This is a genomic window from Klebsiella sp. K-Nf6, assembly GCF_002806655.1.
In the GTDB taxonomy this organism is placed as follows: domain Bacteria; phylum Pseudomonadota; class Gammaproteobacteria; order Enterobacterales; family Enterobacteriaceae; genus Klebsiella; species Klebsiella variicola.
The window spans coordinates 640,019-665,780 of sequence record NZ_PIBN01000001.1; the positions used below are offsets into that span (position 1 = coordinate 640,019).

The 25,762-nt window shown below is 61.2% G+C and carries 21 protein-coding genes; 5 read left to right on the forward strand and 16 right to left on the reverse strand.

Annotated elements, in window-relative coordinates:
• Positions 1-36 precede the first annotated feature (36 nt).
• Positions 37-1,425 (reverse strand): NarK family nitrate/nitrite MFS transporter, encoded by a 1,389-nt coding sequence (locus CWM61_RS03185; protein ID WP_061154196.1) that lies wholly within the window; start codon positions 1,423-1,425, stop codon positions 37-39.
• Between the two features lie 311 nt (positions 1,426-1,736).
• Between CWM61_RS03185 and narX the strand changes: the two genes are divergently transcribed.
• Together narX and narL are read left to right on the forward strand one after the other, a co-directional pair.
• A complete protein-coding gene (gene narX, locus CWM61_RS03190) occupies positions 1,737-3,515 on the forward strand; it encodes a nitrate/nitrite two-component system sensor histidine kinase NarX (RefSeq protein WP_100630687.1) in 1,779 nt (592 codons plus the stop codon).
• A gap of 10 nt (positions 3,516-3,525) precedes the next feature.
• Entirely contained in the window at positions 3,526-4,176 is a 651-nt protein-coding gene (narL, locus tag CWM61_RS03195) for a two-component system response regulator NarL (protein ID WP_002910198.1), read from the forward strand.
• On the opposite strand, the gene CWM61_RS03200 is transcribed toward narL, so the two are convergent.
• The 7 genes from CWM61_RS03200 to nasR form a co-directional block, all read right to left on the reverse strand.
• Entirely contained in the window at positions 4,173-5,555 is a 1,383-nt protein-coding gene (locus CWM61_RS03200; protein WP_074385526.1) for a YchO/YchP family invasin, read from the reverse strand. The two genes, narL and CWM61_RS03200, sit on opposite strands and share 4 nt — an antisense overlap.
• A 151-nt stretch (positions 5,556-5,706) precedes the next feature.
• Complete coding sequence (locus CWM61_RS03205) at positions 5,707-8,313, reverse strand: nitrate reductase (RefSeq protein ID WP_100630688.1); 2,607 nt, start codon at positions 8,311-8,313, stop codon at positions 5,707-5,709.
• The gene (gene nirB / locus CWM61_RS03210) at positions 8,313-12,380 is read right to left on the reverse strand and encodes a nitrite reductase large subunit NirB (protein WP_100630689.1); all 4,068 of its coding nucleotides are present in this window, start codon (positions 12,378-12,380) and stop codon (positions 8,313-8,315) included. Before nirB ends, CWM61_RS03205 begins: the two co-directional genes overlap by 1 nt.
• A gap of 10 nt (positions 12,381-12,390) precedes the next feature.
• Complete coding sequence (locus tag CWM61_RS03215) at positions 12,391-13,179, reverse strand: ABC transporter ATP-binding protein (RefSeq protein ID WP_004145418.1); 789 nt, start codon at positions 13,177-13,179, stop codon at positions 12,391-12,393.
• Positions 13,180-13,188: 9 nt separating this feature from the next.
• On the reverse strand, positions 13,189-14,073 hold the full coding sequence (gene ntrB, locus CWM61_RS03220; protein ID WP_023290141.1) for a nitrate ABC transporter permease: 885 nt from the start codon (positions 14,071-14,073) through the stop codon (positions 13,189-13,191).
• A gap of 1 nt (position 14,074) precedes the next feature.
• Positions 14,075-15,331 carry a CmpA/NrtA family ABC transporter substrate-binding protein gene (locus CWM61_RS03225; RefSeq protein ID WP_032733486.1) on the reverse strand — a complete coding sequence of 419 codons (1,257 nt, stop codon included), beginning with the start codon at positions 15,329-15,331 and terminating at the stop codon, positions 14,075-14,077.
• A 242-nt stretch (positions 15,332-15,573) separates the two neighbouring features.
• The gene (gene nasR, locus CWM61_RS03230) at positions 15,574-16,755 is read right to left on the reverse strand and encodes a nitrate regulatory protein NasR (protein WP_074385523.1); all 1,182 of its coding nucleotides are present in this window, start codon (positions 16,753-16,755) and stop codon (positions 15,574-15,576) included.
• 68 nt (positions 16,756-16,823) lie between these two features.
• Here nasR and CWM61_RS03235 point away from each other — a divergent pair, with 68 nt between their 5' ends.
• Both CWM61_RS03235 and CWM61_RS03240 read left to right on the forward strand, forming a co-directional pair.
• Entirely contained in the window at positions 16,824-17,177 is a 354-nt protein-coding gene (locus CWM61_RS03235; RefSeq protein WP_012541343.1) for a DsrE/DsrF/TusD sulfur relay family protein, read from the forward strand.
• Between the two features lie 238 nt (positions 17,178-17,415).
• Positions 17,416-17,658, forward strand: coding sequence for a DUF1883 domain-containing protein (locus tag CWM61_RS03240; protein WP_002910387.1), 243 nt, complete (start codon positions 17,416-17,418; stop codon positions 17,656-17,658).
• 56 nt (positions 17,659-17,714) lie between these two features.
• On the opposite strand, the gene CWM61_RS03245 is transcribed toward CWM61_RS03240, so the two are convergent.
• Positions 17,715-18,395: a gamma-glutamylcyclotransferase gene (locus CWM61_RS03245; RefSeq protein ID WP_074385521.1), complete on the reverse strand. Its 681-nt coding sequence runs from the start codon at positions 18,393-18,395 to the stop codon at positions 17,715-17,717.
• 136 nt (positions 18,396-18,531) lie between these two features.
• A complete protein-coding gene (chaB, locus tag CWM61_RS03250) occupies positions 18,532-18,762 on the reverse strand; it encodes a putative cation transport regulator ChaB (RefSeq protein ID WP_061154189.1) in 231 nt (76 codons plus the stop codon).
• A gap of 263 nt (positions 18,763-19,025) precedes the next feature.
• Between chaB and chaA the strand changes: the two genes are divergently transcribed.
• A complete protein-coding gene (gene chaA, locus CWM61_RS03255) occupies positions 19,026-20,126 on the forward strand; it encodes a sodium-potassium/proton antiporter ChaA (protein ID WP_074385520.1) in 1,101 nt (366 codons plus the stop codon).
• Positions 20,127-20,211: 85 nt separating this feature from the next.
• Here chaA and kdsA read toward each other — a convergent pair whose 3' ends face one another.
• Genes kdsA through hemA form a run of 6 tightly spaced genes read right to left on the reverse strand, consistent with a single transcriptional unit; the run spans position 20,212 to position 25,543 of the window.
• Positions 20,212-21,066, reverse strand: a complete 855-nt coding sequence (gene kdsA / locus CWM61_RS03260; protein ID WP_061154187.1) for a 3-deoxy-8-phosphooctulonate synthase — start codon at positions 21,064-21,066, stop codon at positions 20,212-20,214.
• Between the two features lie 39 nt (positions 21,067-21,105).
• On the reverse strand, positions 21,106-21,918 hold the full coding sequence (gene sirB1 / locus CWM61_RS03265) for an invasion regulator SirB1 (RefSeq protein ID WP_074385519.1): 813 nt from the start codon (positions 21,916-21,918) through the stop codon (positions 21,106-21,108).
• A gap of 3 nt (positions 21,919-21,921) precedes the next feature.
• Positions 21,922-22,314 carry an invasion regulator SirB2 gene (sirB2, locus tag CWM61_RS03270; RefSeq protein ID WP_008804389.1) on the reverse strand — a complete coding sequence of 131 codons (393 nt, stop codon included), beginning with the start codon at positions 22,312-22,314 and terminating at the stop codon, positions 21,922-21,924.
• Positions 22,314-23,162, reverse strand: coding sequence for a peptide chain release factor N(5)-glutamine methyltransferase (gene prmC / locus CWM61_RS03275; RefSeq protein WP_074385518.1), 849 nt, complete (start codon positions 23,160-23,162; stop codon positions 22,314-22,316). Before prmC ends, sirB2 begins: the two co-directional genes overlap by 1 nt.
• Positions 23,162-24,244: a peptide chain release factor 1 gene (prfA, locus tag CWM61_RS03280; RefSeq protein ID WP_061154184.1), complete on the reverse strand. Its 1,083-nt coding sequence runs from the start codon at positions 24,242-24,244 to the stop codon at positions 23,162-23,164. The genes prmC and prfA overlap by 1 nt, the downstream gene beginning before the upstream one ends.
• Positions 24,245-24,286: 42 nt before the next feature.
• Entirely contained in the window at positions 24,287-25,543 is a 1,257-nt protein-coding gene (gene hemA / locus CWM61_RS03285) for a glutamyl-tRNA reductase (RefSeq protein ID WP_012541339.1), read from the reverse strand.
• Positions 25,544-25,762: the final 219 nt, after the last annotated feature.

Here is a 25,762-nt window from a genome sequence, read left to right on the forward strand (position 1 = left end):
AGTACGCCTTTACGAAGCGACATCGACTATGGCGGATTACTGACGCTTACGGCCGTATACCGCCCAGGTGATCACCACGCAGGCAATATAGAAGACGAGGAAGATTTTCATCGCGCCGGCCGGCGAGCCGGTCAGATCCAGCGAAATGCCGAACGCTTTCGGGATAAAGAAGCCGCCGATGGCGCCTATCGCCGAGATAAAGCCCAGCGCTGCCGCGGTATCGGTCGCCGCCTCGCGCATCGCCTGCGCTTCGCTACCCCCCTGGGCCTTCACGCGGTCCATGGTCAGCTTACGGAAGATCACGGAGATCATCTGGAAGGTGGAGGCGCTCCCCAGCCCGGCGGTCAGGAACAGCACCATGAACACCGCGAAGAAGGCGATGAAGTTGCCGCCCTGGCCGTTAGTCGGCAGGGTCAGGAACAGCAGCGCGCAGAAGACAGCCATCACCACGAAGTTGACCAGCGTCACGCGAGTCCCGCCGAGACGATCGGAGATCGCCCCGCCCATCGAACGCGCCAGCGCGCCAATAAAGGGGCCGAAGAAGGCGTAGTGCAGGATCTGCACGTCCGGGAACTGGGTTTTCGACAGCATGGCGAAGCCGGCGGAGAATCCGATGAAGGAGCCGAAGGTGGCCAGATAGAGCAGCGCCATGATCCACAGATGCAGGCGTTTGAGCACAGGCAGCTGTTCGCTCAGCGAGGCTTTAGAAGCCGACAGGTCATTCATAAAGAACCACGCCGCCAGAGTGAAAATAATCAGGAAAGGTACCCAGATCCACGCGGCGTTTTCCAGATACAGCATTGAGCCGTCAGGCTGCTCGCTGCCGGTCCCGCCAAAAATGGCAAACACAGAGACCGACACCACCAGCGGTGCGACCAGCTGCATCACGCTGACGCCCATATTACCGAGGCCGCCGTTGACGCCGAGCGCCCCGCCCTGCTTCGCTTTCGGGAAGAAGAAGCTGATGTTGGCCATACTGGAGGCAAAGTTGGCCCCGGCGAAGCCGCACAACAACGAGATAATCACGAAGACGCTAAACGGCGTGGAAGTATCCTGGACCGCAAAGCCCAGCCAGACGCACGGAATAATCATGATCCCGGTGCTGAACGCCGTCCAGCGACGGCCGCCGAACAGCGGCACCATAAAGGCGTAAGGCACGCGCAATAAGGCGCCAGACAGCGCCGGCAGCGCGGTCAGCATAAACAGCTGATCGGTCGTAAACTGAAAGCCCACTTTGTTGAGATTAACGGCGACGGCGCTGAACAACATCCATACGCAGAACGCCAGTAACAGACAGGGAACGGAGATCCATAGATTACGGCTCGCCACACGGTGACCGCGCTGTTGCCAAAATTCAGGATCTTCAGGGCGCCAGTCGGTAATGACCGAGCGGTTAGCCTTCTCCGGTAGGGAAGATTGACTCATAGATACCTCTGATTATTCATATTTCCTGCCGCTACCTTAGGGGTTGCCCGGGGCGGTAAGTTGATATAAATCAAAGGAAAAGCGCGCACTAATTTGTGCAAAAATAAACCATGCTCCGAAGTGAGTAGAGAATGGTGAGGAAAAAAGTGTGGTTTATCACGCGGCTGCCGGGTTGCGTATAACCCCACCCCCAATAGCGCCTACCACCGACAATTAAGGAGTAACTCTTTAGGGGTATGGGTATACTCCAGGGGATAGCCGAGAATAAGCGCCACTCCCGGAGAGATCACCGGTCAGGAGCCACGCATTCCATGTTAAAACGTCTTTTTACTCCGCTGACGCTGGTCAATCAACTGGCGTTAATCGTGCTGCTCGCCACCATTATTGGCGTCGCCGGCATGGCGATCTCCGCGCGCCTGGTGAACGGCGTCCAGGGCAGCGCCCACGCGATTAACAAGGCCGGTTCATTGCGTATGCAAAGCTACCGGCTGCTGGCGGCGATCCCGCTGAATGAAAACGATCAAAAGCTGGTGGCGGACATGACCGCCACCGTCTTCAGCCCCGAGCTGCAAAATTCCGCCCGCCGCGACGGCCAGGAACAACAGTTAAAAGCGCTGCAGCAATACTGGCAGCAGGCGCTGGCCCCCGGCATGCAGCGTGCGGTTAACCAGGCGGAAGTGGCCCAGGATGTCGCCGACTTTGTCGATCGTATCGACCAGCTGGTCACGGCATTCGACCACACCACCGAGCAGCGTATCGAGCGGGTAGTCTGGATCCATCGCATCCTCGCCATTGGTATGGCGCTGCTGCTGATTTTTACCATCATCTGGTTACGCGCCCGCCTGCTGCGGCCGTGGAAACAGCTGCTGGGCATGGCGCGGGCGGTCAGCCAGCGCGATTTCACCCAGCGGGCGCACATCAGCGGGCGTAACGAAATGGCGACCCTCGGCATGGCGCTGAATAACATGTCGGAAGAGCTGGCGGAAAGCTACGCCGTGCTCGAGCGGCGGGTGCAGGAGAAGACTGCCGGGCTGGAACAGAAGAACGAGATCCTCGCTTTCTTATGGCAGGCCAATCGCCGGCTGCATGCCAGCGCCCCGCTCTGCGAGAGGATTTCACCGGTACTGAATGGCCTGCAGGGGCTGACGCTGCTGCGCGATATCGAGGTACGGGTTTACGACCTGGAAGACGAAGATAATCACCAGGAGTTTACCTGCCACTCGGATTATGAATGTGATGATAAAGGCTGCTACCTCTGTCCACGCAATCTGCCGCCTCTGCCGGATGGCGGAACAACGCTGAAGTGGCGGCTATCGGATGCGCATAATCAGTACGGCATTCTGCTGGCGACGCTGCCGGTTGGCCGCCATCTCAGCCACGATCAGCAGCAACTGGTGGATACCCTGGTGGAACAACTGACCAGTACCCTGGCGCTGGACCGTCATCAGGAGAAACAGCAGCAGCTGATCGTCATGGAAGAGCGGGCCACTATCGCCCGCGAGCTGCACGACTCCATCGCCCAGTCGCTGTCCTGTATGAAGATGCAGGTCAGCTGTCTGCAGATGCAGGGCGACGCCTTACCGGCGGAGAGCCGCCAGCTGCTGGGGCAGATTCGCAACGAGCTGAATACCTCCTGGGCCCAGCTGCGGGAGCTGTTAACCACCTTCCGCCTGCAGCTGACCGAGGCGGGCCTGCGCCCGGCGCTGGAGGCCAGCTGTCAGGAGTACAGCGCCCACTTCGGATTTACGGTACAGCTTGATTATCAGCTTCCGCCGCGCTTTGTACCGTCGCATCAGGCCATTCACCTGCTGCAGATCGCCCGCGAAGCGTTAAGCAACGCCCTGAAGCATGCCAGCGCGACCGAAGTAACCGTGACGGTGTCACAACGCGATAATCAGGTCCGTCTGGTGGTGGCGGATAACGGCCGCGGCGTGCCGGATCACGCCGAGCGGAGTAACCATTACGGTTTAATTATTATGCGGGATCGCGCCCAGAGCTTGCGCGGTGACTGTCAGGTACGACGCCGGGAAACCGGTGGAACCGAAGTGATCGTCACGTTTATCCCGGAAAAAACGTTTTCCATCCAATAAGGAGACCCCCATGAGTCAACAGGAACGGGCAACCATCCTTCTCATTGACGACCATCCGATGCTGCGCACCGGCGTGAAACAGTTGATCAGCATGGCGCCGGACATCCAGGTGATTGGCGAGGCCAGCAATGGCGCGCAAGGTATCGAGCTGGCGGAATCGCTGGATCCGGACCTGATCCTGCTCGACCTCAATATGCCGGGCATGAATGGCCTGGAAACGCTGGACAAACTGCGTGAGAAATCGCTTTCTGGCCGGGTGGTGGTCTTTAGCGTCTCCAACCATGAAGAGGACGTTGTCACCGCCCTGAAGCGCGGCGCCGATGGCTATCTGCTGAAAGATATGGAGCCGGAAGATCTGCTGAAAGCGCTGCAGCAGGCCGCCGCCGGAGAGATGGTATTAAGCGAAGCGTTAACCCCGGTGCTGGCCGCCAGCCTGCGCGCTAACCGCGCCACCTCCGATCGCGACATCAGCCAGCTGACCCCGCGCGAGCGCGACATCCTCAAGCTGATCGCCCAGGGACTGCCGAACAAAATGATCGCCCGTCGCCTGGATATCACCGAAAGCACCGTCAAAGTACACGTGAAGCACATGCTGAAGAAAATGAAGCTCAAATCCCGGGTGGAAGCCGCGGTATGGGTCCACCAGGAGCGAATTTTCTAAGGCGAGTCCGTCCAGGAGACGCCTGGCGTGGTGAACTTGACCAGCGGCTCGGTCAGCGCCAGAGCGATCTCATTGGAGGAGACGCGCTGCCCCTGTTTATCCTCCACCACCACCGACAGGCGCCAGCGGTTCGCGGCGCCCGGTTCACTGTTCCACACCGGCATGATCACGCTCCAGCCATCCGGGCTGGCGCCATCCACCGGCGGCGTCAGGCTAAGCGCCTGGGTGTCACCCTGCCAGTGCAGCGCCTTGATACCGTGCAGGCTATGGATCTGCAGCTTCAGTTGCACCGTCTCTCCGGACTGCAGATCCCAGGGCGGCGTGGCCAGATAGACTGTCAGATTTTTGCGCTGACGATACTCCACCACCGGCAGATTATCCCGCTCCGGACTATCGAAGCGGCTCCCGCGCAGTGAGTTGCTGATCGCTACCTCGTCTGCGGCCAGCTGCTGCTTAAGGGGTACGCCAAAGCGGTAGTTTAGCTTCAGGCCCACATTGTTCTGGCTGACGCCATTTTCCCCCTGCTTATGCTTAGCGGTAACGGTGACCAGCGGGACCGGGGTGTAATTTAGCCCAACGGAGACGGCCACCGGATTATGGTAGCCGGTGCCGGTGTGAAAAAGATCGACGCTATCGCCGAAGTACTGTTCGACGCTGACGCTGGTATTAATGTGCTGGTAGAACGGTAGCCGCGCCTGGGCGGTGACGTCATACCCCGCGGCCATCCGCTGCTCCTGGGTCTGATTATCGCGCAGTTGCCAGTCGCCCAGCGGATGGTAGTAGTTTGCCGACAGCCGGAGATATTCTCCCCACGCCTCCGCGCCGACGCTGCCGCGCGCCAGGCTTTCGCTCAGCACTTTGTCGTAAAACGAGTTATAGCCCAGCAGCCAGCCACCGACCCGCCAGCGCTGGCCAAGTCCTATGTTGCCCACCAGATCGTTCTCGCGCCGGGTCACCGAATACTGGTTCCAGGTCAGGTAACGGTCGTTATCCTGCAACGGCACAAACCAGCTCCCTTTACTGCCGGTGAACTTACCCTCTTTATCAACCAGCAGGTCGACATTGGCGTTGCCCCATGGTGACAGCCAACTCTCCAGCTCATGGCTCACTTCATTGCCAATTTTGCTGATGGCGAACAGCTGCGCCTGCTCGCCCGCCGTCAGTCCGTTATCGCTCATGCTGGCCTCGCCAAACTTCTTCGCCACTTCGGCAAAGTGCCGGGCATCGTCATCAACCTGGGGAGCAATCCCCATATCGGGCAACGGATCTTGTGCTGGTGTGGGGCGAGTGGTGTCGCTGGCGGTCAGCGCCCAGACGGGAACGCCCGGCAGCAGCAGGAGACAGGTCAACGTTGGCAACAAACGGAAGGACACAGGCATCAACAGATTTTGAGCAGGCTCACAAAAATGGAAAGAAGTGTTAGTTTATCGTGTTTTCCCTGCTCCCGCAGCCCTGTGGGCAATTCCAGGAATATGCTGAAACCGGTTGGGCAACATATCACCCAACCGGCGCCGTCACTGCGTGCCACCGTTACGCCTGGGTTCGGGATCGTTGCGCCGCCAGCAGCGCGTTAAGCTCCGGCACGCAGGAGCCGCAGTTGGTCCCGCATTTCAGCTTCGCTCCCAACGCCCCGACGCTGGCGCAGCCGCTGGCGATAGCCTCGCTAATTAACCGTTCCCCCACGCCAAAGCAGCTGCAGACGATCCGCCCCCGCGGGGCGACGGCGGCGCCCGGTCGGCCGCTAAGCAACGCATGTCGCTGGACGGCATCGGACGGCGGCGCGGCAAAGGCGGCGCTTATCCATGCGCTATCCACCGCCGGCTCGCGCACATCGCTCCACCAGCCGAGCATCAGCCTCCCCTGATGCCAGGCCAGCAGGTTCCATACCGCGCCGCCGTCAGCCACCTGTAGCTGCCAGCCGCGCTGCGCGCACCACGCGCTGATCCACTGTCGGGCAGACGCCTCCCCGGCCAGCGAATAGTGCAGCACGCCAGGCGCTGCCCGCCGCCGCCAGTGCCAGGCCGCTGGAAACGGCAGCGGTTCACGACAAAGCAGCTCGCTGTGCCAGGCCGGTTGCCAGGCGGCGATGGCCACCGCCGCCTGTTTACTTTCCGGCTGGCCGGAATACGGGTCCGTGACGGCGGCCAGCAGGTTATTCACCCGCCCCTGACGGGCAAACTGATTGTTCCAGTGCATCGGAACAAACAGCGAGCCGGGGCGCTGCCCTTCGCTGATCGTCACTTTCGCCACCATCACCCCATGCCGCGACCAGATCCGCGCCAGCCCGTCGGCGGGAAGCTGGTAGCGAACGGCATCCTGCGGCGCCACCTCCACCACCGGCTCCGCAATATGCTGCATCAGCCGCGGCACCGTGCCGGTGCGGGTCATGGTGTGCCACTGATCGCGGATCCGCCCGCTGTTGAGGATCAGCGGATAAAAGACATCGGTGGTCGCCCGGGTCGGTTGAGGCGTCACCGGCACCATCCGCAGCCTGCCATCGCCATGCCAGCCGCGCGCGATATCCCAGGCAGCCTCGCTGCGGCTGACCGGCCAGCGCACCGGCGCCATGGCGTCCCACGCCTCACGGCTGAGATCCGCCAGCGCGCCGATATCAAAGGCCCGCTGACCGTCGTTTTCGAAACCGGACAGCGCCGCATGCTCGCGGAAGACGTCATGCGGATGCTGCCAGGCAAACGCCTCGCGATACCCCAGCGCCTGCCCCACTCTGGCGATGATCCACCAGTCCGCTTTCGTCTCCCCCGGCGGCGGCAGAAAGCTGCGCTGACGGGAGATCCGCCGCTCCGAGTTGGTGACCGTGCCATTCTTCTCGCCCCAGGCCAGCGCCGGAAAGCGGATGTGGGCGAAATGTCCGGTATCGGTCTGGGCGGCGACATCCGAGACGATCACCAGCGGACAGGCGGCCAGCGCCTGGCTCACCGCGTGGCTGTCAGGGAGCGACACCACCGGGTTGGTACCCATGATCCAGACCGCTTTGACCTCGCCGCGGCCAATAGCGGCAAACAGCTCCACGGCGGTCAGCCCCGGGGTCTGCGCCAGCCGTTCCGTCCCCCAGAAGCGGGCCAGCCGCTGCAGATCGTCTGGCACAAAATCCATGTGCGCCGCCAGCATCGTCGCCAGCCCGCCAACTTCGCGGCCGCCCATGGCGTTGGGTTGACCGGTCAGCGAAAAGGGGCCACAGCCGCGGCGGCTATACTTCCCGCTGGCCAGATGGACGTTGATGATAGCGTTACATTTGTCGCTGCCGCTGGCGGATTGATTGATTCCCATGGTGTAGAGGGTGATCGCCCGCGGGGCGGCGATGAACTCGCGATAGAAGGCCGCCACCTCATCGACAGTCAGGCCGCAAAAATCCGCCACCTTCGCCACGTCCCAGCCACTCGCCTCGGCCAGCGCCTGCGAGCCATCGCGAAAGCCATCGACGCAGGCTCCGGCTTGCACCAGGGCGTTAAGTAATCCCACAAACAACCCACCGTCGCTTCCCGGGGCCAGCGCCAGATGGCGGTCGGCGATCTCGCAGGTGGCGGTGCGCCGGGGGTCGATCACCACGATCCGCAGTCGGGGATTATCCCGCTTCGCCTGCGCCAGCCGCTGGAACAGCACCGGATGCGCCCAGGCGGCGTTCGAGCCGACCAGCACCACCAGATCGCTGTTTTCCACATCGTCGTAGCTGCAGGGCACTACGTCGGCGCCAAAAGCCCGCTTGTAGCCTGTCACCGCTGACGACATGCACAGCCGTGAATTGGTATCGATGTTCGCCGCGCCGATAAACCCCTTCATCAGCTTATTGGCGGCATAGTAATCCTCCGTTAACAGCTGGCCGGAGGCGTAAAAGGCCACCGCCTGCGGGCCGTGCTGGTCGATGACCTGTTGCAGGCGCGCAGCGGCCTCCGCCAGCGCCTGAGGCCAGGCTACCTGCTGGCCGTCGACCTCCGGCGCCAGCAGCCGCCCCGCCAGGCCCGTGGTCTCCCCTAATGCCGCCCCTTTGACGCACAGGCGGCCGAGGTTCGCCGGATGCTGATCGTCGCCGCGCACGCTCACCTGCCCCGCGTCATCCACGCTCGCCAGTACGCCGCAGCCCACACCACAGTAAGGACAGGTCGTTCGGATGGTCTGCATCAGGAGGCCTCCGCGCGCGCCAGCAGCTGCTGGTTGCCCACCCACACTTTGCCGTTTTCCACTTTTACCGGCCAGGCGCGTACCGCCTGTTCACTGCCGTCGCACGGCCAGCCGTCGCGCAGGCGAATCCGCTGTTTGTACAGCGGGGAGATCACCACCGGCTCGCCGCCGACGTCCCCTAACAACCCGCGTGACAGCACGTTGGCCGCGCTGCCCGGCTCTCGGTTGTCCAGGGCGTAGACCCGATCGCCGAAGCGGAACAGGGCAATCTGCCGCTCCCCTAAGCGGGCGCCAATCCCCGCCTGCGCCGGGATGGCGTCAAGGTCGCATACCGCCTGCCACGGCCGGGATGGGAGTTCGCCTTCGGGCAACGTCTCAGTCAGCAACAGCTGCGGCTGACCACGCAGCTCGTGGCGCTGCACCGCCTCGTCCGGCTGGTCGCTGTTCACGAAGGAGCGGAACAGCGCCAGACGCTGCGGATCGTTGAGGGTGGTCTGCCACTCGCACTGGTAGCTGTCGACGATCCTGGCCATCTCCTGCTCCAGCTCCTCGCCAAGGCCGAGACTATCCTCCAGCACCACCTGCCGCAGATAGGCGACGCCGCCCTCCAGGTTATCCATCCAGGTGCTGGTCCGCTGCAGGCGATCGGCGGTACGGATATAGAACATCAGCAGACGATCGATGCTGCGGATCAGCGTCGCTTCGTCGAGATCGCTGGCAAACAGGTCGGCGTGACGCGGTTTCATCCCGCCGTTGCCGCAGACGTACAGATTCCAGCCTTTATCGGTGGCAATCACCCCGATATCTTTCCCCTGGGCTTCGGCGCATTCGCGGGTGCAGCCGGAGACCGCCATCTTGATTTTGTGCGGGGCGCGCAGCCCTTTATAGCGATGCTCGAGCCGCACGGCGAGCCCGGTGGAGTCCTGCACGCCGTAGCGACACCAGGTTGAGCCGACGCAGGATTTCACCGTGCGCAGCGACTTGCCGTAGGCGTGGCCGGTTTCAAACCCGGCGTCGGCCAGCTCGCGCCAGATAGCCGGCAGCTGTTCCAGCCGCGCGCCAAACAGGTCGATGCGCTGGCCGCCGGTCACTTTGCTGTAGAGCTGGTAACGTTTGGCGATCTGCCCGATGGCGATCAGCCCGTCCGGCGTCACTTCCCCCGCCGCCATCCGCGGCACCACCGAATAGGTTCCGTCCTTCTGAATATTGGCGAAATAGCGGTCGTTGGTATCCTGCAGCGGCAGGTGCGCCGGCTTCAGCAGGTACTCGTTCCAGCAGGAGGCCAGCACCGAGGCCACCAGCGGTTTGCAGACATCACAGCCGTGCCCCTGGCCGTAGCGGCTAATCAGCTGCTCGAAGGTATGGATATGGTTGACCCGCACCAGGTGGTAGATCTCCTGGCGCGACCACGGGAAATGCTCGCAGACGTCTTTTTTCACTTCGACGCCCTGCTCCGCCAGCTGGTACTCCATCACCTGTTTCACCAGCGCGCTGCAGCCGCCGCAGCCGGTGGCCGCTCTGGTGCAGCTTTTTATCGCCGCCATATCCCCCGCCCCATGGTTCACCGCCTGGCAGATATCGCCTTTGCTGACGTTATGGCAGGAGCAGATCGGCGCGCTGTCCGGTAGCGCCGCGACGCCGAGCGCCTTCGGTGCAGCGCCCTCCAGCGCGGGCAGGATCAGGCTCTCCGGACGCGGCGGCAGCGCCATGCCGTTCAGCATCATCTGCAGCAGCGTGGCATAGTCGCTGGCCTCCCCCACCAGCACACCGCCAAGCAGGGTTTTGCCGTCCTGACTGACGACGATTTTTTTGTAAACCTGCTGCGGACCGTCGGTCCATTGATAGCTCTGACAGCCCGGCGCACGCCCCTGCGCATCGCCAAATGAGGCCACGTCGACCCCCAGCAGCTTCAGTTTGGTACTCATGTCGGCGCCGCTAAAGCAGGCGTCTTCTCCTGCGAGGGTGGCCGCGGCGATACGCGCCATCTGATAGCCCGGCGCCACCAGTCCGTAAATTTTATTGTCCCACAGGGCGCATTCGCCTATCGCCAGCACGTCCGGGTCAGAGGTGCGGCACTGGCCGTCGATGTGAATACCCCCGCGTTCGCCCACCTGCAGCGCGCAGCCGCGGGCCAGCGCGTCCTGCGGACGGATCCCCGCCGAGAAGACCACCATGTCGGTCCGCAGCGCGCCGCCGTCGGCAAAGTTCAGCCGCAGGCCGTCGGCCTCGCGCACGATGGCGGTGGTCGCTTTGCTGGTATGCACTCCCACGCCGAGGGCGACGATCTTCTCCCGGAGCATCGCCGCCCCGCCGTTATCCAGCTGGACGGCCATCAGGTTCGGGGCAAACTCCACTACGTGCGTGTCCAGCCCCAGCTGTTTCAGGGCGTTAGCCGCCTCCAGCCCGAGCAGGCCGCCGCCGATAACCACTCCGGTCTTCGCCGCGGCGGCATGGGCGGCGATACGGTCGAGATCGTCAAGAGTGCGGTAGACAAAGCACCCGTCGAGATCGTTGCCAGGGATCGGCGGAACAAAGGGATAGGAGCCGGTCGCCAGCACCAGTTTATCCCAGTGGGTTTCATGCCCCTCGGCGTCCCGCACCAACCGCGCGTCGCGGTCGATCGTCGCCACCGCCTCGCCGAGGCGGAGTTCGATGCCGTGCTGGTGAAAGAAATCATCGGCCACCAGCGACAGCGATTGAGCGCTGCGCCCGGCGAAATATTCGGAGAGATGCACCCGGTCGTAGGCGGCGTAACGCTCTTCGCCAAACACCACGATTCGATATTGCTGATGCAGGTTGCGGCTCACGCATTGTTCGAGAAAATGGTGGCCGACCATGCCATGTCCCACCAGCACTAATACAGGTTTCGTCATCGTCATTATTCCTGCAGCCTGCGGCTGCGTTGAAGAGGGGTCAAAAAGCCAGTCCGCAGTGGCGGGCTCGTCGCTGTCCAGGCGCGCGGTGAGCGCGGTGGCGGCGGTGCAGTCGCCCATCAGCAGCACGCCGCGCAGGCGGCCGTCGCGCAACAGCAGGCGACGGTAGTGGCGATCGATGGGGTCCCAGCTGGTATAGATGTCATCCTGTTCGCCGGCCTGCTGCTCCCCAGCGCCAAAGAGTTCAATGCCGGTAACCTTCAGGCGGGTCCCGGCGTCCTGCCAGACAAAGCCCTCGCCGGGGGCGCCGCACAGGCGATCCGCCAGTACCTCGGCCTGGCGCAGGCAGGGAGCCACCAGCCCCCAGGTCTGGCCGTCAATTTCGCAACATTCCCCGATGGCGCTGATCCCCGGCAGCGAGGCGGCCATCTGGCGGTCAACCACGATCCCCCGCTGGCACAGCATGCCGGACTGCGCCGCCAGATGGCTGTTAGGCTGCACGCCGGCGGCCAGCACCACTCTGGCGGCGCGGAAAGCGCGCCCGTCCGCCAGCCGCACACCATCCTCTTCGATGGCGGCGATCCGGCATTCCAGCACGCAGCGGATGCCGCGCGCTTCAAGCTGCTGCCTGAGCTCATCGGCGGCAAAAGCGTCGGTCAGCGGCGCCATTAATCCGCTGCCGCGATGCAGAAGAGTGACCTCCCCGCCATGGCGACGCAGCGCCGCCGCCGCTTCCACACCGAGTACTCCGCCGCCAATCACCACCGCCGGCCCGGGTATCGCCAGAATTCGTTCCACGTCCACCAGGGTGCGGAAGGGGATAACCTGCGGACGATCACGGCCCGGCAGCGGCGGGATAAAGGGCCGCGAACCGGTGGCGAACACCAGCTCGTCCCACGGCAGCCAGGTTTCCGCGATGCGCAGCCGCCGTTGCTCAACATCGACTTCATCGACCGCCTCGCCGGATCGCAGGAACACCCCGTGCCGGGTGTACCACTCCGCCGGCAGCAACGGGAGCTGCGCCGCCGTTTTTTCGCCAGCCAGCAGCGGCGAGAGCTGAATGCGGTTATAGGCCGGGTGCGGCTCGTCGCCGACGACGGTAATGGCAAACCGCGCGGGGTCGCGCTCAACCAGTCGCTGCACCAGTCGGGTGGCCGCCATGCCGTTACCGATCACCACCAGTCGCCGCGTCATGACCGCCCCCTTACGCCGCTTTCGGCTGTTTTTCATACAAAAAATGCAGGATCTGCTGACGCAGATGGTGATACCGGCTGTCGTCCGCCAGCTGAACGCGGTGACGCGGACGCGGCAGATCGACCGCGAGGATCTCACCGACCGTCGCCGCCGGACCGTTGGTCATCATCAGCACCCGATCCGAGAGCAGCACCGCTTCATCAACGTCGTGGGTGATCATGACGATGGTGGTATTAAGCTCCTGCTGAATATGCATCACCGTGTCCTGAAGGTGAGCGCGGGTCAGCGCATCCAGGGCGCCGAAGGGCTCATCAAGCAACAGCACCTTCGGCTTCATCGCCAGCGCCCGGGCGATACCGACCCGCTGCTTCATGCCGCCGGAGATCTCCCCGGGACGTTTGTGCAGCGCATGCCCCATCTGCACGCGTGCCAGGTTGTGTTCGATCCACTCCCGGCGCTCACTCTTGCTCATGGTGCGACGGAACACCTGATCCACCGCCAGCGCCACATTATCGAAACAGCTCAGCCACGGCAGCAGCGAGTGGTTCTGGAAAACCACCGCCCGCTCCGGCCCGGGCCCGGCGATTTCCCGGTTATCACACAGCAGTCCGCCCTCGGTGGGCGTCGTGATCCCGGCGATCAGATTCAGCAGGGTCGATTTTCCGCAGCCCGAGTGGCCAATCAGACTGATGGTCTCCCCTTCGACGATATCGAAGGAGACATTCTGCAGCGCCAGGAACTCGCCGCTGGCGGTGTTAAAGCGCTGGCTGACGGCCTGCACCTGAATTAATGGTTTCATGTTGGCTCCTTATTTTTCCTGCCAGCTAAAGCGGCGGGCGAGCAGCATCAGACCCTGCTCCAGCAGCAGGCCGACGACGCCGATAATGACGATGGCGATGATGATGTTTTCCACATTGAGGTTGTTCCACTCGTTCCAGATCCAGAAGCCGATCCCCAGCCCGCCGGTGAGCATTTCCGCCGCCACGATCACCAGCCAGGCGATGCCGATGGAGAGACGCACGCCGGTGAGCACCGCCGGCAGCACCGCCGGAAAGAGAATTTTGCGCATCACCGTCCACTCCGAGAGCTGGAGGACTCGGGCGACATTGAGATAGTCCTGCGGGATCCGCCGCACGCCTTCCGCGGTGTTGATCACCATCGGCCAGATGGAGCAGATAAAAATGGTCCAGCTGGAGGCCGGCTCCGCCTTCTGGAACAGCAGCAGGCCAATCGGCAGCCAGGCCAGCGGGCTGACCGGGCGCAGCAGGGCAATCAGCGGATTAAACATGCGGGCGAAGAACAGCGAACGGCCGATCAAAAACCCCAGCGGAATGCCCGCCAGCGCCGCCAGGCCGAAGCCCACCGCTACGCGCTGCAGGGAGGCCAGCACGTTCCAGCCGATGCCCATGTCATTGGGCCCGTCCTGATAGAACGGATCGGCAAACAGCGTCAGCGCCGAGTCCAGCGTGCTCAGCGGCGTGGGAAAGCCTTTGCTGTGCATCGCTGCCAGCTGCCAGGCCAGCAGCAGCACCCCCAACCCCAACAGCGGGGGCAGCAAGCGCTGAGTGAGCTCACGCAACCAACGCGTGACGGTTGGCGTGGTACGCCGGACCTGCACCGGCGGCAGGATAATCACTTCGCCAGGCGCGTTCTCCACGCTGACGACCGGTTGCTTACGTTGTGCCTGCTTCATCTCATGCCCCCTTACGTTGAATGGCAAAATGGCGGGCGTAGCCTTCCGGGTCGGACCCGTTCCAGACCGTACCGTCCATCAGTGTGCTGCTGCGCATCGTGGCTGCCGGTGCGCTGATCCCGCCGACCGCCTGGGCGGCAGCCTGCCAGACGTCGATGCGGTTAATGCGTGACGCCACCGCGAGGTAATCCGGAGCCTGCTTCAGCAGTCCCCAGCGGCGGAACTGGGTGAGGAACCACATTCCGTCCGACAGCCAGGGGAAACTGACCTCGCCCCCGGCCCAGAAGCGCATCGGATGGGCATCCTGCCAGCGGCGGCCGAGGCCGTTGTCATACTCCCCAAGCATCCGGCCGGTGAGGTACTGCTCCTTGGTATTGAGCCAGCCGCGTCTGGCGAGCAGGCGGGCCGTCTCCTGAGTGTTCTCCGGCGAGGCGGCGATCCAGCGCTGCGCCTCCATCAGGGCCGCCACCAGCGCGCGGGCGGTGTTCGGGTTGCGTTCCACCCAGTCGCGACGGGTGCCCAGCACCTTTTCCGGATGCTCGGGCCAGATATCCTGGGAAGTGGCCGCGGTGAAGCCAATGCGGTCGTTAATGGCGCGGGCGTTCCACGGCTCGCCGACGCAAAAGCCGCTCATATTGCCGATGCGCATGTTCATCACCATCTGCGGCGGCGGCACCACGACGGTGCGCACATCGTTAAAGGGATCGATGCCGGCGCTCGCCAGCCAGTAGTAGAGCCACATGGCATGGGTGCCGGTGGGAAAGGTATGGGCGAAGGTGTAGCTGCCCGGCGCGCTGCGGTCGATCAGCCGTTTCAGCCCGCCGAGGTCGGTTACCCCTTTCTCCTGCAACTCGCCGGAGAGGGTAATCGCCTGGCCATTACGGTTGAGGGTCATCAAATTAGCCATCGCCTGCGGCTTGCTGGCGATCCCCAGTTCAAGACCGTACAGCAGGCCGTAGAGAATATGTGCCGCGTCCAGTTCGCCGGCCACCAGCTTGTCGCGCACCGCCGCCCAGCTGGCTTCCTTACTCGCCACCAGGGTGATGCCATACTTTTTGTCAAACCCCTTCGCCGCGGCGATGGCCAGCGGCGCGCAATCGGTCAGCGGAATAAATCCGACCCGCACGCGGGTTTGCTCCGGTTTGTCCGATCCGCCGGCCCATGCGGCCTGCATCACACCCGGCAGCAGCATCGCGCCGCCCAGCGCGGCCCCTGCCTGCAGCAAGCGCCGCCGGGAAATTGAAAACTTGTCGCTCATATCCGCTCCACCACGCGCAAAAAAAAAGCGCCCGACAGTGCATACGCACTGCAGGACGCCTTTATCCACGGACACCCGAACCGCCATTGGTTCGTTGTCCGGACTTTTATTCACTCAATAAGTAATGCAAACGGGATGCCAGCTTTGGCAATGGCGCGCTGGCCGGCTTTTCCCCAGCGTTGGCCGGTTTCTCACGTAAAAGTGCACCGCCGGCAGGCAAAGAATGCCCATTGATTGTGCATCTACTCCTTTGGTGTTAGCGGCCAAATCGCCTTCACCATCAGCAGCGCGCGGGCTATCTCAACCATGCGCTGATTTTTATCCATGGCCATCTTACGCAGCGTCTGCCAGGCCTGCTCCTCCTGCATTCCCTGGTGCGTCATCAGCAGGCTTTTCGCTTTTTCGATCAGCTTGCGTTCTTCGAGCGCGTCTTTCAGCGAGGCCAGCTGGCTCGAGAGCTGCTGCAGCTCATAGGCCTGCTGGCGCACCAGCGGCAGCAGCTGTTTATCCAGATGCGGCGTCAGGGTATCGACTTCCTCGCCGGCCAGCCAGCCTGGCGCGTCGTCCACTAGCAGCGCGTCGGTGGCGTCCAGCAGATCGTCGATCAATTGTTCTTCCACTTCGCGCAGGTGCTCAAGCCGCTGGGTTTGCAGACCAAACCAGCGCAGCGCTGTTTCCCCGCCGTCGGCGGCAGGCTGGCGGGTGCAGGCGATCCGCCGCAGCTGTTCGATGTCCAGGCCGGCCTGGCACTGGGTGATAAACAGCTGGACGGTCGCCGGGCTGCCCAGCGCCTGAAAGCTGTCGAAGCAGGGCTGCTGACCGTCAATACGGTCCACCAGCTGCTGGCGCAGGCTGTCGCTGAACTCGCCGCGGGTAAAGCCCAGAGCGCCCAGCGCGCGTTCCTGACCCACCAGCTCTTTACCCTGCATAAAGCTGTACAGGGCGACCATGCGGCCAGCCACCGGCGGATCGTCAATGCTGTCATTGAGCTGCGGGACGATGTTCAGCAGCTGGCGGATGACGCGGCTGAACTGCTCCGTCGCGGCTTCAGCGGTAATCTGCCGGCGAGCGATCTGCTCGCGCAGCGCCGGAAGCTGCAGCAGATCGCCAACCGCCCTGGCAATGCGCCAGCACAGCGCGCTGCCGGCGACCGTACGTGCCCGTTCGAGGCTGGCATAGAACAGCGCTAACCGCTCATCAACCAGCGCCCCGCCCGCCCGACACTCCGCCGCATACAGTTGGCCGCCCGAGCAAAGAAAAATATTCGACGCCCCGCGCTCACACTGCAGCATATGCACCAGCGCGCTGAGCTGGCTGGCCAGTTCCCCCAGTTGGCTAAGCTGCTGAAGCTGTTGTTTTTGCAGGCGACGCGCCAGCTGTAGCCAGGCTGTCACATCGTCCGCGTGACCAGTCGTATTATTCATACCCCTCCTCCGGGTTAACGCTTTATACTGCGGTAAAGCAATAACCGTGCCTTTAAGAAGGAGTTTGTATGCAACGTATTGTGATTATCGCCAACGGCGCCGCCTATGGCAGCGAATCCTTGTTCAACAGCCTGCGCCTGGCCATTGCCCTGCGCGAGCAACAGTCCGACCTCGATCTCAAGCTGTTTCTGATGTCTGATGCCGTCACCGCCGGGCTGCGCGGGCAGAAGCCGGCGGAAGGATACAATGTGCAGCAGATGCTGGAGATCCTCACCGCCCAGCAGGTGCCGGTGAAGCTGTGCAAAACCTGCGCGGACGGTCGCGGCGTCAGCGCGCTACCGCTGATTGACGGCGTAGAGGTTGGTACCCTGGTTGAGCTGGCCCAGTGGACGCTGGCGGCAGATAAAGTGCTGACCTTCTGAAGATAGGCTGTCGAACGGGATGAAATGTCACGTATTGGCGCTTGAAGAGGCAAAAAAAACGTTAGCTGAATGCTTTCAGGAACAACGTCATTTTTGTTTAATCTTTATCCCTTTTTTTGATCAAAATCAGCATCCCGACCCGCGGCGTTTGATGTGATGCACAGAGCAAAGTGTGAACAATATCACGCGAGGACTGGGTGGGCAGGATGCTGTAGCGGGACAGAAACGGGGTACAAAAATGGCGATGGTTAAAGCAAGTTTGACGTTGTTTGGTGGTGACACACTGGTGGTGCGGTGCTCAGAGCGCTGCCATATTCATCTCATGAGCGCGAAGGTTCCGGGCGACAGCCATGCGGATATTCTGAGCGTGCAGGATCGGGACAGCGCCTATCTGACGGTGCCCTACAGCGGCACATGGAACGTGCTTATCGACAGTCACAGCCAGTCACTGGAGCACTCCATCAGCTACGTTCCGGCCTGACCGTCACTTCCAGAACTTACGCCCGGCCATGCCGGGCGTTTTTCTTTTCCGCGCACTCAGGCCAGGCCTGGCGTCGGACTCTCGCCCAACAGCGCGCGTACGCTGGCCACGAGGTCATCAAGACTGGCATCGTGCATACCCAGCGTGCTCAACGCCTGCTCAAGTGAAAAAAGGTACTGGGCGTTGGTGCCGAGCGGGCCGCTAGCCCGGGCGATCAGCGGGGCGATAACCTGGGCACTGGTATCCGGTTCAAACAGCGGATGGCGCGGATCCATAATAAACACCAGGGCATTCACCGTCCGTCCGTCGTCCAGCTCCAGCTTGCACCAGGTGGGCAGATAGCAGCCGGTGATCATCTCCCGCTTCCACAGCAGGGTCAGCTCTTCTTCCAGCGTGTCGTCAGGCAGACGATAGGCAACGCCGGTGGTCCGGCCGCCCTCTTTGAGAGCCAGCATACGTCCCGGCTGGCAGGCGCTACCGCGCCCGGCGGTCAACCGCAGGCAAAACGCACGGTGCCAGCCCGGCAGCGTGCCGGTGCAGGACTCGCGATAATTGAGCGCCGGGTTCCAGATAAGCGAACCGTAGCCAAAGATCCATACTGAGCCATCATCCGGACGACAGGCCAGCGTCGCCGCCAGCGAGGCTGCACGTTGTTCTGCCGACCAGAGTAGCGATTCCTCAATAGCGCCAAACGCTGTCTTACAATCCGCATTCATTAAGAAATCACGAGTTAACACTGTTTACTACCTCCGCCACTGCCCGCTTCCCGGCGTTCGTCTCATGCATCCGTCAATATTGCTGAAATATTATCCAGCTTTATCTTTCAATAAGCAATGCGCGGGGCGCTGGCAAGCATAAAAGCGGCGTCAGCAATTATTTTTTCTTATGCCACTTATCGTCATCGCCTTTCTCGTAGCTGTTTTTCACTGCCGCCCAGGCGACTTTATGCGCCGTCTCTTCGCGGCTGGCGTCATCGCGCCGCTCGTCTTTATCTTTATATTGATCCCAGGCGCTGTTAAACGCTTCTTTATAAATTTCCTGCGCATGGGCAGGCAGAACATGCTGAACGCTGTCGGGGAGCTCTTGTTTACTGTGATAAGGCATAATGTTCTCCTGTTTGAGCATAAAATCTAAGTCTGGAACGCAGGGGACAGGCTATCAAGGCGAGGATGAGTGAAAAATGAATTTTAGTAATTATCTGAATAGTAAGTACAAAATAATAGTAATCGAAAATTATAATAAACTAATCAAGATATCTCTCGACACCCGTAAACTTAAGTAAAAAACCAGCGGCAATTTATCAAAATCTGTTACTTTATCGCCCTACGTTTTTATAATTATAACACCTGCATAAATGGAGATGGTTCATGACCCATGCACATGAGGCGGTAAAAACCCGCCATAAGGAGTCTTCCCTCGTCTTTCCGGTGCTGGCGCTGGCGGTGCTGTTTTTCTGGGGAAACAGCCAGTCACTGCCAGTGGTTATCGCGATTAATATCCTCGCGCTGGTCGGTATTTTAAGCAGCGCTTTCAGCGTGGTCCGCCACGCCGACGTCCTCGCCCACCGCCTGGGCGAACCCTATGGCTCCCTGATTTTAAGCCTGTCGGTGGTTATCCTTGAGGTCAGTCTGATCTCCGCCTTAATGGCCACCGGCGACGCCGCGCCGACCCTGATGCGCGATACGCTCTACTCCATTATCATGATCGTCACTGGCGGTCTGGTCGGTTTCTCCCTGCTGCTGGGTGGGCGTAAATTCGCCACCCAATATATGAATCTGTTCGGCATTAAGCAGTATCTTATCGCCCTGTTTCCGCTGGCGATTATCGTGCTGGTCTTTCCAATGGCGCTGCCGGGCGCAAACTTCAGTATCGGGCAATCACTGCTGGTAGCGGTGATCTCGGCGGCCATGTACGGCGTTTTCCTGCTGATTCAAACCAAAACCCATCAGAGTCTGTTTGTTTATGAGCATGAAGACGACGGCGACGATGACGACCCGCATCATGGTAAACCGTCCGCCCACAGCAGCGGGTGGCATACTATCTGGCTGCTGGTGCACCTGGTGGCGGTGATCGCAGTCACTAAAATGAACGCCAATCCGCTGGAAACGCTGTTGACCAGTATGAATGCCCCGGTGGCCTTTACCGGCTTCCTGGTGGCCCTGCTGATCCTGTCGCCGGAAGGCCTTGGTGCCCTCAAAGCGGTGCTCAACAATCAGGTACAGCGAGCGATGAACCTGTTCTTCGGCTCCGTGCTGGCTACCATCTCGCTGACGGTGCCGGTGGTCACCCTCATTGCCTTCCTGACCGGCAATGAGCTGCGCTTCGGCCTCGGCGCCCCGGAGATGGTGGTGATGGTCGCCTCGCTGGTGCTGTGCCATATCTCCTTCTCCACCGGGCGCACCAATGTACTGAACGGCGCGGCCCACCTGGCCCTGTTCGCCGCCTATCTGATGACCATTTTCGCCTGACCCGCTTTCCCGCCCGGCGGAGTCCGGGCGAAAAAAAACCTGCCGGTTTTGACGCCGGCAGGTTTTTTCATTGACGCAGTCAGGCTTACTTGCTGGTATCCAGCTCGTCGAAGCTTTTCACCAGATCGTCAATCGCTTTCATCTGCTTGAGGAACGGCTCCAGTTTATCCAGCGGCAGCGCGGACGGGCCGTCGCATTTCGCGTGCTCCGGATCCGGATGCGCTTCGATAAACAGACCGGCGATACCTACCGCCATACCGGCGCGAGCCAGTTCGCTCACCTGCGCACGGCGGCCACCGGAAGCAGCGCCAAACGGGTCGCGACACTGCAGCGCGTGGGTGACGTCAAAAATGACCGGCGAGTTGTTGGAGGCTTTCTTCATCACGCCGAAGCCGAGCATATCCACGACCAGGTTGTCGTAACCGAAGTTAGCGCCGCGGTCACACAGAATCACTTTGTCGTTACCGCCTTCGATAAACTTATCGACGATGTTGCCCATCTGGCCCGGGCTGACGAACTGCGGCTTCTTGACGTTGATCACCGCCCCGGTCTTGGCCATCGCTTCCACCAGATCAGTCTGGCGCGCGAGGAAGGCCGGGAGCTGGATCACGTCCACCACGTCAGCCACCGGCTGCGCCTGGCTGGCTTCATGAACGTCGGTGATGATTTTCACGCCAAAGGTCTGCTTCAGCTCCTGGAAAATCTTCATCCCTTCTTCCAGACCCGGACCACGATAGGAGTGGATGGAGGAACGGTTGGCTTTATCAAAGGAGGCTTTGAAAACGTAGGGGATGCCAAGCTTCTGCGTAACGGTCACGTAATGTTCACAGATGCGCATCGCCAGATCGCGAGACTCCAGCACGTTCATCCCGCCGAACAGCACGAACGGCAGGTCGTTTGCTACGTTGATATCACCAATGCTAACCACTTTTTGTTTCATAAGTTCGCCTTATCAGGGTGTAACCGGAATGGTTCCAGACTAATGCAATGTAATTTGTTTGTGCGAAATCGTGTTGATCTGTGCGCGGATCATCTCGCTGATCGGATCTTCCGGACACTGCTCAACGAAATAGCTTAGATCCAGCAGCGCCACGTGATCGCAGTCCAGCTGGGCGTATATCAGCCCACGATCGCGGATCTCGTACGGATCTTCCGGGTTAAACTGCAGCAGCGCCTCACTGGCGCGCAGGGCCAGCTCCATCTGCCGCTCTTCCATCAGCGCCGACTTCAGGGTATCCAGCAGTTTGCGGATCACTTCGGCGTTGTCGGCTTCGTCGAGATCTTCATTAAACAGTTCCGCCACCGGCCCGATGTTGCCCTTCAGCCATACCTCCAGGGTATGTTCGTCAAGGGTATCTCCGTTAAACGGATTAATCAGCCACATCTCTTCGCTGGTTTCCGGGTCCGCACGCAGCAGCATCTGGGTCGGGAAGATCACTGGCACCACCGGTAACCCCAGGCGCTGAGCGATCCACAGCAGGATGGCACCTAACGATACCGCGCTGCCCTGGCGGTTGATCAGCACTTTATCCAGCCACAATGCGTCGGAAAGACGATAAATGCCCTGCGAAGCGCCAAAGCCCCACTCTTTGTAAAACAGCGCCAGCAAGCGTTCTATCTGGCGTTCCTGGTCCCACGAAGTCGCAATCTCTTCCTGCGCCAGGCGCAGCAGCCGCTGCAGCTCTTCCTCGACAAAATGCGTCGGAAAATCGTCGCGGACCTGCTCAGAAATGAGGACCATGCCATCACATAATGGCGCTTTGTTAAATTCGAAATCCGCTAATGACCCCATGCCCTACCCCAGTATCGGTATTCTTGTGATGGCGAGTTGAATGATAATAAACAACACCACCAGCGCCAGCAGAAACGCGATAAAGCGGCTCTGCTGACTGCGCGGACGACGTCGGCCCAGCGCGATAAAACCTAATGCGATGTAAATGATAACGCCAAACAGCTTTTCAGTCAGCCATGCGCCGTCTTCGGTGAACGGCAGGTAGTGCGTTATCGCCATTAAACCCGCACCGCTGAGAAACAGCAGCGTATCGCTGCAGTGCGGCGCAATTCGCACCCACCGCTGGTTCAGCAGCGGGCTCTGGTGATACATCCACCAGTAACGTAAAACGAACAATCCTACCGACACCACCACGCTGGCGATGTGCAGGTAGAGGACAGCCGTGAATAAGTTCATCAGCCAACGTTCTCCATGTCGGGTAAGTGTCCGAGAGTCAGACGTTCATTGTCGCCATAGTCGCGACAAGTCGAGACGTCGAGATAGCCCGCTTCGCGGAACAGGGCGCGAACTGCCTCGCCCTGGGTCCAGCCATGCTCCAGTAGCATCCAGCCGCCGGGCTGCAGATACTGCCGCCCCTCGCGGATAATCTGCGCCAGATCGGCCAGCCCCTGGTCGGCAGCGACCAGCGCCGTCAACGGCTCAAAGCGCACATCGCCCTCGGCGAGATGCGGGTCGGCGGCGTCGATATAGGGTGGATTACTGGCGATCATGGCGAAACGCTGCCCGGCCAGCGCGCTAAACCAGTCGCTTTGCCGTATCGTCACGTTAGCGATGCCCAGATGGGCGGCATTGCGCAATGCCAGCGCCACGGCGTCCGGCATCACGTCCACCGCGGTGACCTCACAGTCCGGACGCTCGCTGGCCAGCGCCAGGGCAATGGCGCCGGTCCCGGTGCCAAGATCGAGAATACGGCACGGCGCGGCAGGCAGTCGCGCCAGCGCTTGCTCCACCAGACACTCGGTATCCGGACGGGGGATCAGCGTCGCCGGGGAGACAAACAGCGGCAGCGACCAGAACTCACGCTGCCCAACCAGATGGGCGATGGGTTCCCCGCGCTGGCGACGCTGCAGGAGCGCCTCCAGCGTCGTCGCTTCGTCAGCAGACAGCATCGTTTCGCCGAAGGCCAAAATCCAGGTGCGCGCCCGGCCGGTAACATGTCCCAGCAGGATCTCGGCATCGCGTCGCGGGCTGTCGCTTTCACGTAGCCGGGCAATCGCCTGCTGCAGCCAGGCCTGAAAGGTCATCATTCCTGCTCGGACAGCGCCGCCAGCTGATCGGCCTGATATTCCTGAACAATCGGCTCAATCAGCATATCGAGTTTGCCTTCCATGGTTTCATCCAGACGGTAAAGCGTCAGGTTGATGCGGTGGTCGGTCACGCGCCCCTGTGGGAAGTTGTAAGTACGGTTGCGGTCGCTACGATCGCCGCTGCCCAGCAGGTTACGGCGCGTGGAGGCTTCCGCCTGCTGACGCTTGGCCACTTCGGCGGCGCGGATACGCGCCCCCAGTACAGACAACGCCTTGGCTTTGTTTTTATGCTGGGAACGTTCGTCCTGACACTCCACCACGATGCCGGTCGGCAGGTGAGTAATACGGATAGCCGAGTCGGTGGTGTTGACGTGCTGACCGCCCGCGCCGGAGGAGCGGAAGGTATCAATGCGCAGATCCGCCGGGTTAATGTCCGGCATTTCGGCTTCCGGCAGCTCCGGCATCACCGCCACGGTGCAGGCGGAGGTGTGGATACGCCCCTGCGATTCGGTGGCCGGCACACGCTGCACGCGATGGCCGCCAGATTCAAATTTCAGCCGACCGTAAACGCCGTCGCCGCTGAATTTGGCGATCACCTCTTTGAAACCACCGTGTTCACCTTCGTTGGCGCTGAGGATTTCCACCTGCCAGCGGCGCGATTCGGCGTAGCGGCTGTACATGCGGAACAGATCGCCGGCAAACAGCGCCGCTTCGTCACCGCCGGTTCCGGCGCGCACTTCCACGAAAGCGTTACGCTCGTCATCGGGATCTTTCGGCAGCAGCAGCACCTGCAGCTGTTGCTCCAGCTGGTCGCCTTTATCTTTGGCGTCACGCAGCTCTTCCTGCGCCATTTCGCGCATTTCCGGATCGTCGAGCATCATCTGCGCAGTTTCGATATCCTCCTGCACCTGACGCCAGTCGGTATAACAGCGCGCCACATCGCTCAGTTGAGCGTATTCCCGCGACAACGCGCGGAATTTATCCTGATCGGCAATCGTCGCGGCATCGCCGAGCAGCGCCTGCACTTCTTCATGGCGCTCGTACAACGCTTCCAGTTTGGCAACAATAGAAGACTTCATAGGCGTGAATTCACCCTGTCCTGAAAATAAGAGAAAGGTGCGCTATTCCAGCCCGAGGCTGTTGCGCAGAATATGCAGGCGTTCGTCGTCCCCGTCACGGGCGGCCTGCTGAAGAGATTTGGTTGGCGCGTGGATCAGGCGGTTGGTCAGCTTACGCGCCAGATCCTGCATAATTTCCTGGGCATCACCGCCCTGCTCCAGCGCGGCCAGCGCCTTCGCCGTCAGTTCCTCACGGACCTGCTCAGACTGAGAACGGTATTCGCGAATGGTCTCGCTGGCGCTCTGCGCGCGCAGCCAGGCCATAAATTCGCTGGTTTCCTGCTCGACGATCGATTCCGCCTGCACCGCCGCGGCCTTACGCTGCGCCAGGTTGTGCTGAATGATGTTTTGCAGATCGTCGACGCTGTAGAGGTAGGCGTTGGCCAGCTTGCCGACCTCTGGTTCGACATCGCGCGGGACGGCGATATCCACCAGCAGCATCGGCTGGTTACGCCGCGCCTTAAGCGCGCGCTCCACCATACCTTTGCCGATGATCGGCAGCGGGCTGGCGGTGGAGCTGATAATAATGTCGGCCTCTTTCAGCCGTTCGTCGATATCGCTGAGGGCAATCACCTCGGCGCCCACTTCGTCCGCCAGCGCCTGGGCGCGTTCGCGGGTGCGGTTGGCAATCACCATTTTGCGCACGTGATGTTCGCGAAGATGGCGCGCCACCAGTTCGATGGTTTCACCGGCGCCGACCAGTAACACGGTGACGCTGGAGAGCGATTCAAAGATTTGCCGCGCCAGGGTACAGGCGGCGAACGCGACGGAAACGGCGCTGGCGCCGATATCGGTTTCGGTACGCACACGCTTTGCCACCGAGAACGATTTCTGGAACATCCGCTCCAGTTCGCTGACGTTAAGATGACCGCGGCTGGAATCAGCAAACGCTTTTTTCACCTGGCCGAGGATCTGCGGCTCGCCCAGCACCAGCGAATCGAGGCCGCTGGCGACGCGCATCAGATGGCTGACGGCGTCGTTATCCTGGTGCCAGTAGAGGCTCTTACGCAGGTCTTCTTCGTTGAGGCCGTGATAGTTGCACAGCCAGCGGATCAGCGCTTCCTGCAGATTGTCCTGCTCTTCGACGCTGAGATAGAGTTCCGTGCGGTTGCAGGTCGACAGCACTACCCCACCCTGCACCATCGGCTGAGCCAGCAAGCTCTCCAGCGCCTGATCGAGCGTTTCCGGCGAAAACGTCACACGTTCTCGCAGGTCGACCGGCGCTGTTTTGTGATTGATGCCAAGAGCTAAAAGGGTCATTGTGAGGGAGTAGTACCAGCGTTGCTAAGGTTAGTCTGAGTGCATCATACAGGATGCGCGTAATCAATAAAAGAGAGGCTCCCCTTTTGGAGTAATAGCCAAAGCAAGACCGCCATTAACGTTAATTTTTTGATTTCAGACAACTTGAACGTAGACGCTATCGCCCGGCGACGCTAGCATTAAGGGTTATAAATGTAACCTGCTACACAAATCGGCCCG

Bases quoted from the DNA above. Each gene is read 5' to 3' on its own strand.
- ntrB (WP_023290141.1), bottom strand. From the start codon at position 14,073: ATGAAGCAGGCACAACGTAAGCAACCGGTCGTCAGCGTGGAGAACGCG.
- chaA (WP_074385520.1), top strand. From the start codon at position 19,026: ATGACCCATGCACATGAGGCGGTAAAAACCCGCCATAAGGAGTCTTCC.
- prmC (WP_074385518.1), bottom strand. From the start codon at position 23,162: ATGACCTTTCAGGCCTGGCTGCAGCAGGCGATTGCCCGGCTACGTGAA.
- nirB (WP_100630689.1), bottom strand. From the start codon at position 12,380: ATGACGCGGCGACTGGTGGTGATCGGTAACGGCATGGCGGCCACCCGA.
- nasR (WP_074385523.1), bottom strand. From the start codon at position 16,755: ATGAATAATACGACTGGTCACGCGGACGATGTGACAGCCTGGCTACAG.
- CWM61_RS03240 (WP_002910387.1), top strand. From the start codon at position 17,416: ATGGCGATGGTTAAAGCAAGTTTGACGTTGTTTGGTGGTGACACACTG.
- CWM61_RS03205 (WP_100630688.1), bottom strand. From the start codon at position 8,313: ATGCAGACCATCCGAACGACCTGTCCTTACTGTGGTGTGGGCTGCGGC.
- kdsA (WP_061154187.1), bottom strand. From the start codon at position 21,066: ATGAAACAAAAAGTGGTTAGCATTGGTGATATCAACGTAGCAAACGAC.
- chaB (WP_061154189.1), bottom strand. From the start codon at position 18,762: ATGCCTTATCACAGTAAACAAGAGCTCCCCGACAGCGTTCAGCATGTT.
- sirB2 (WP_008804389.1), bottom strand. From the start codon at position 22,314: ATGAACTTATTCACGGCTGTCCTCTACCTGCACATCGCCAGCGTGGTG.
- hemA (WP_012541339.1), bottom strand. From the start codon at position 25,543: ATGACCCTTTTAGCTCTTGGCATCAATCACAAAACAGCGCCGGTCGAC.
- CWM61_RS03185 (WP_061154196.1), bottom strand. From the start codon at position 1,425: ATGAGTCAATCTTCCCTACCGGAGAAGGCTAACCGCTCGGTCATTACC.
- CWM61_RS03200 (WP_074385526.1), bottom strand. From the start codon at position 5,555: ATGCCTGTGTCCTTCCGTTTGTTGCCAACGTTGACCTGTCTCCTGCTG.
- narX (WP_100630687.1), top strand. From the start codon at position 1,737: ATGTTAAAACGTCTTTTTACTCCGCTGACGCTGGTCAATCAACTGGCG.
- sirB1 (WP_074385519.1), bottom strand. From the start codon at position 21,918: ATGGGGTCATTAGCGGATTTCGAATTTAACAAAGCGCCATTATGTGAT.
- CWM61_RS03235 (WP_012541343.1), top strand. From the start codon at position 16,824: ATGCAACGTATTGTGATTATCGCCAACGGCGCCGCCTATGGCAGCGAA.
- CWM61_RS03225 (WP_032733486.1), bottom strand. From the start codon at position 15,331: ATGAGCGACAAGTTTTCAATTTCCCGGCGGCGCTTGCTGCAGGCAGGG.
- CWM61_RS03215 (WP_004145418.1), bottom strand. From the start codon at position 13,179: ATGAAACCATTAATTCAGGTGCAGGCCGTCAGCCAGCGCTTTAACACC.
- narL (WP_002910198.1), top strand. From the start codon at position 3,526: ATGAGTCAACAGGAACGGGCAACCATCCTTCTCATTGACGACCATCCG.
- prfA (WP_061154184.1), bottom strand. From the start codon at position 24,244: ATGAAGTCTTCTATTGTTGCCAAACTGGAAGCGTTGTACGAGCGCCAT.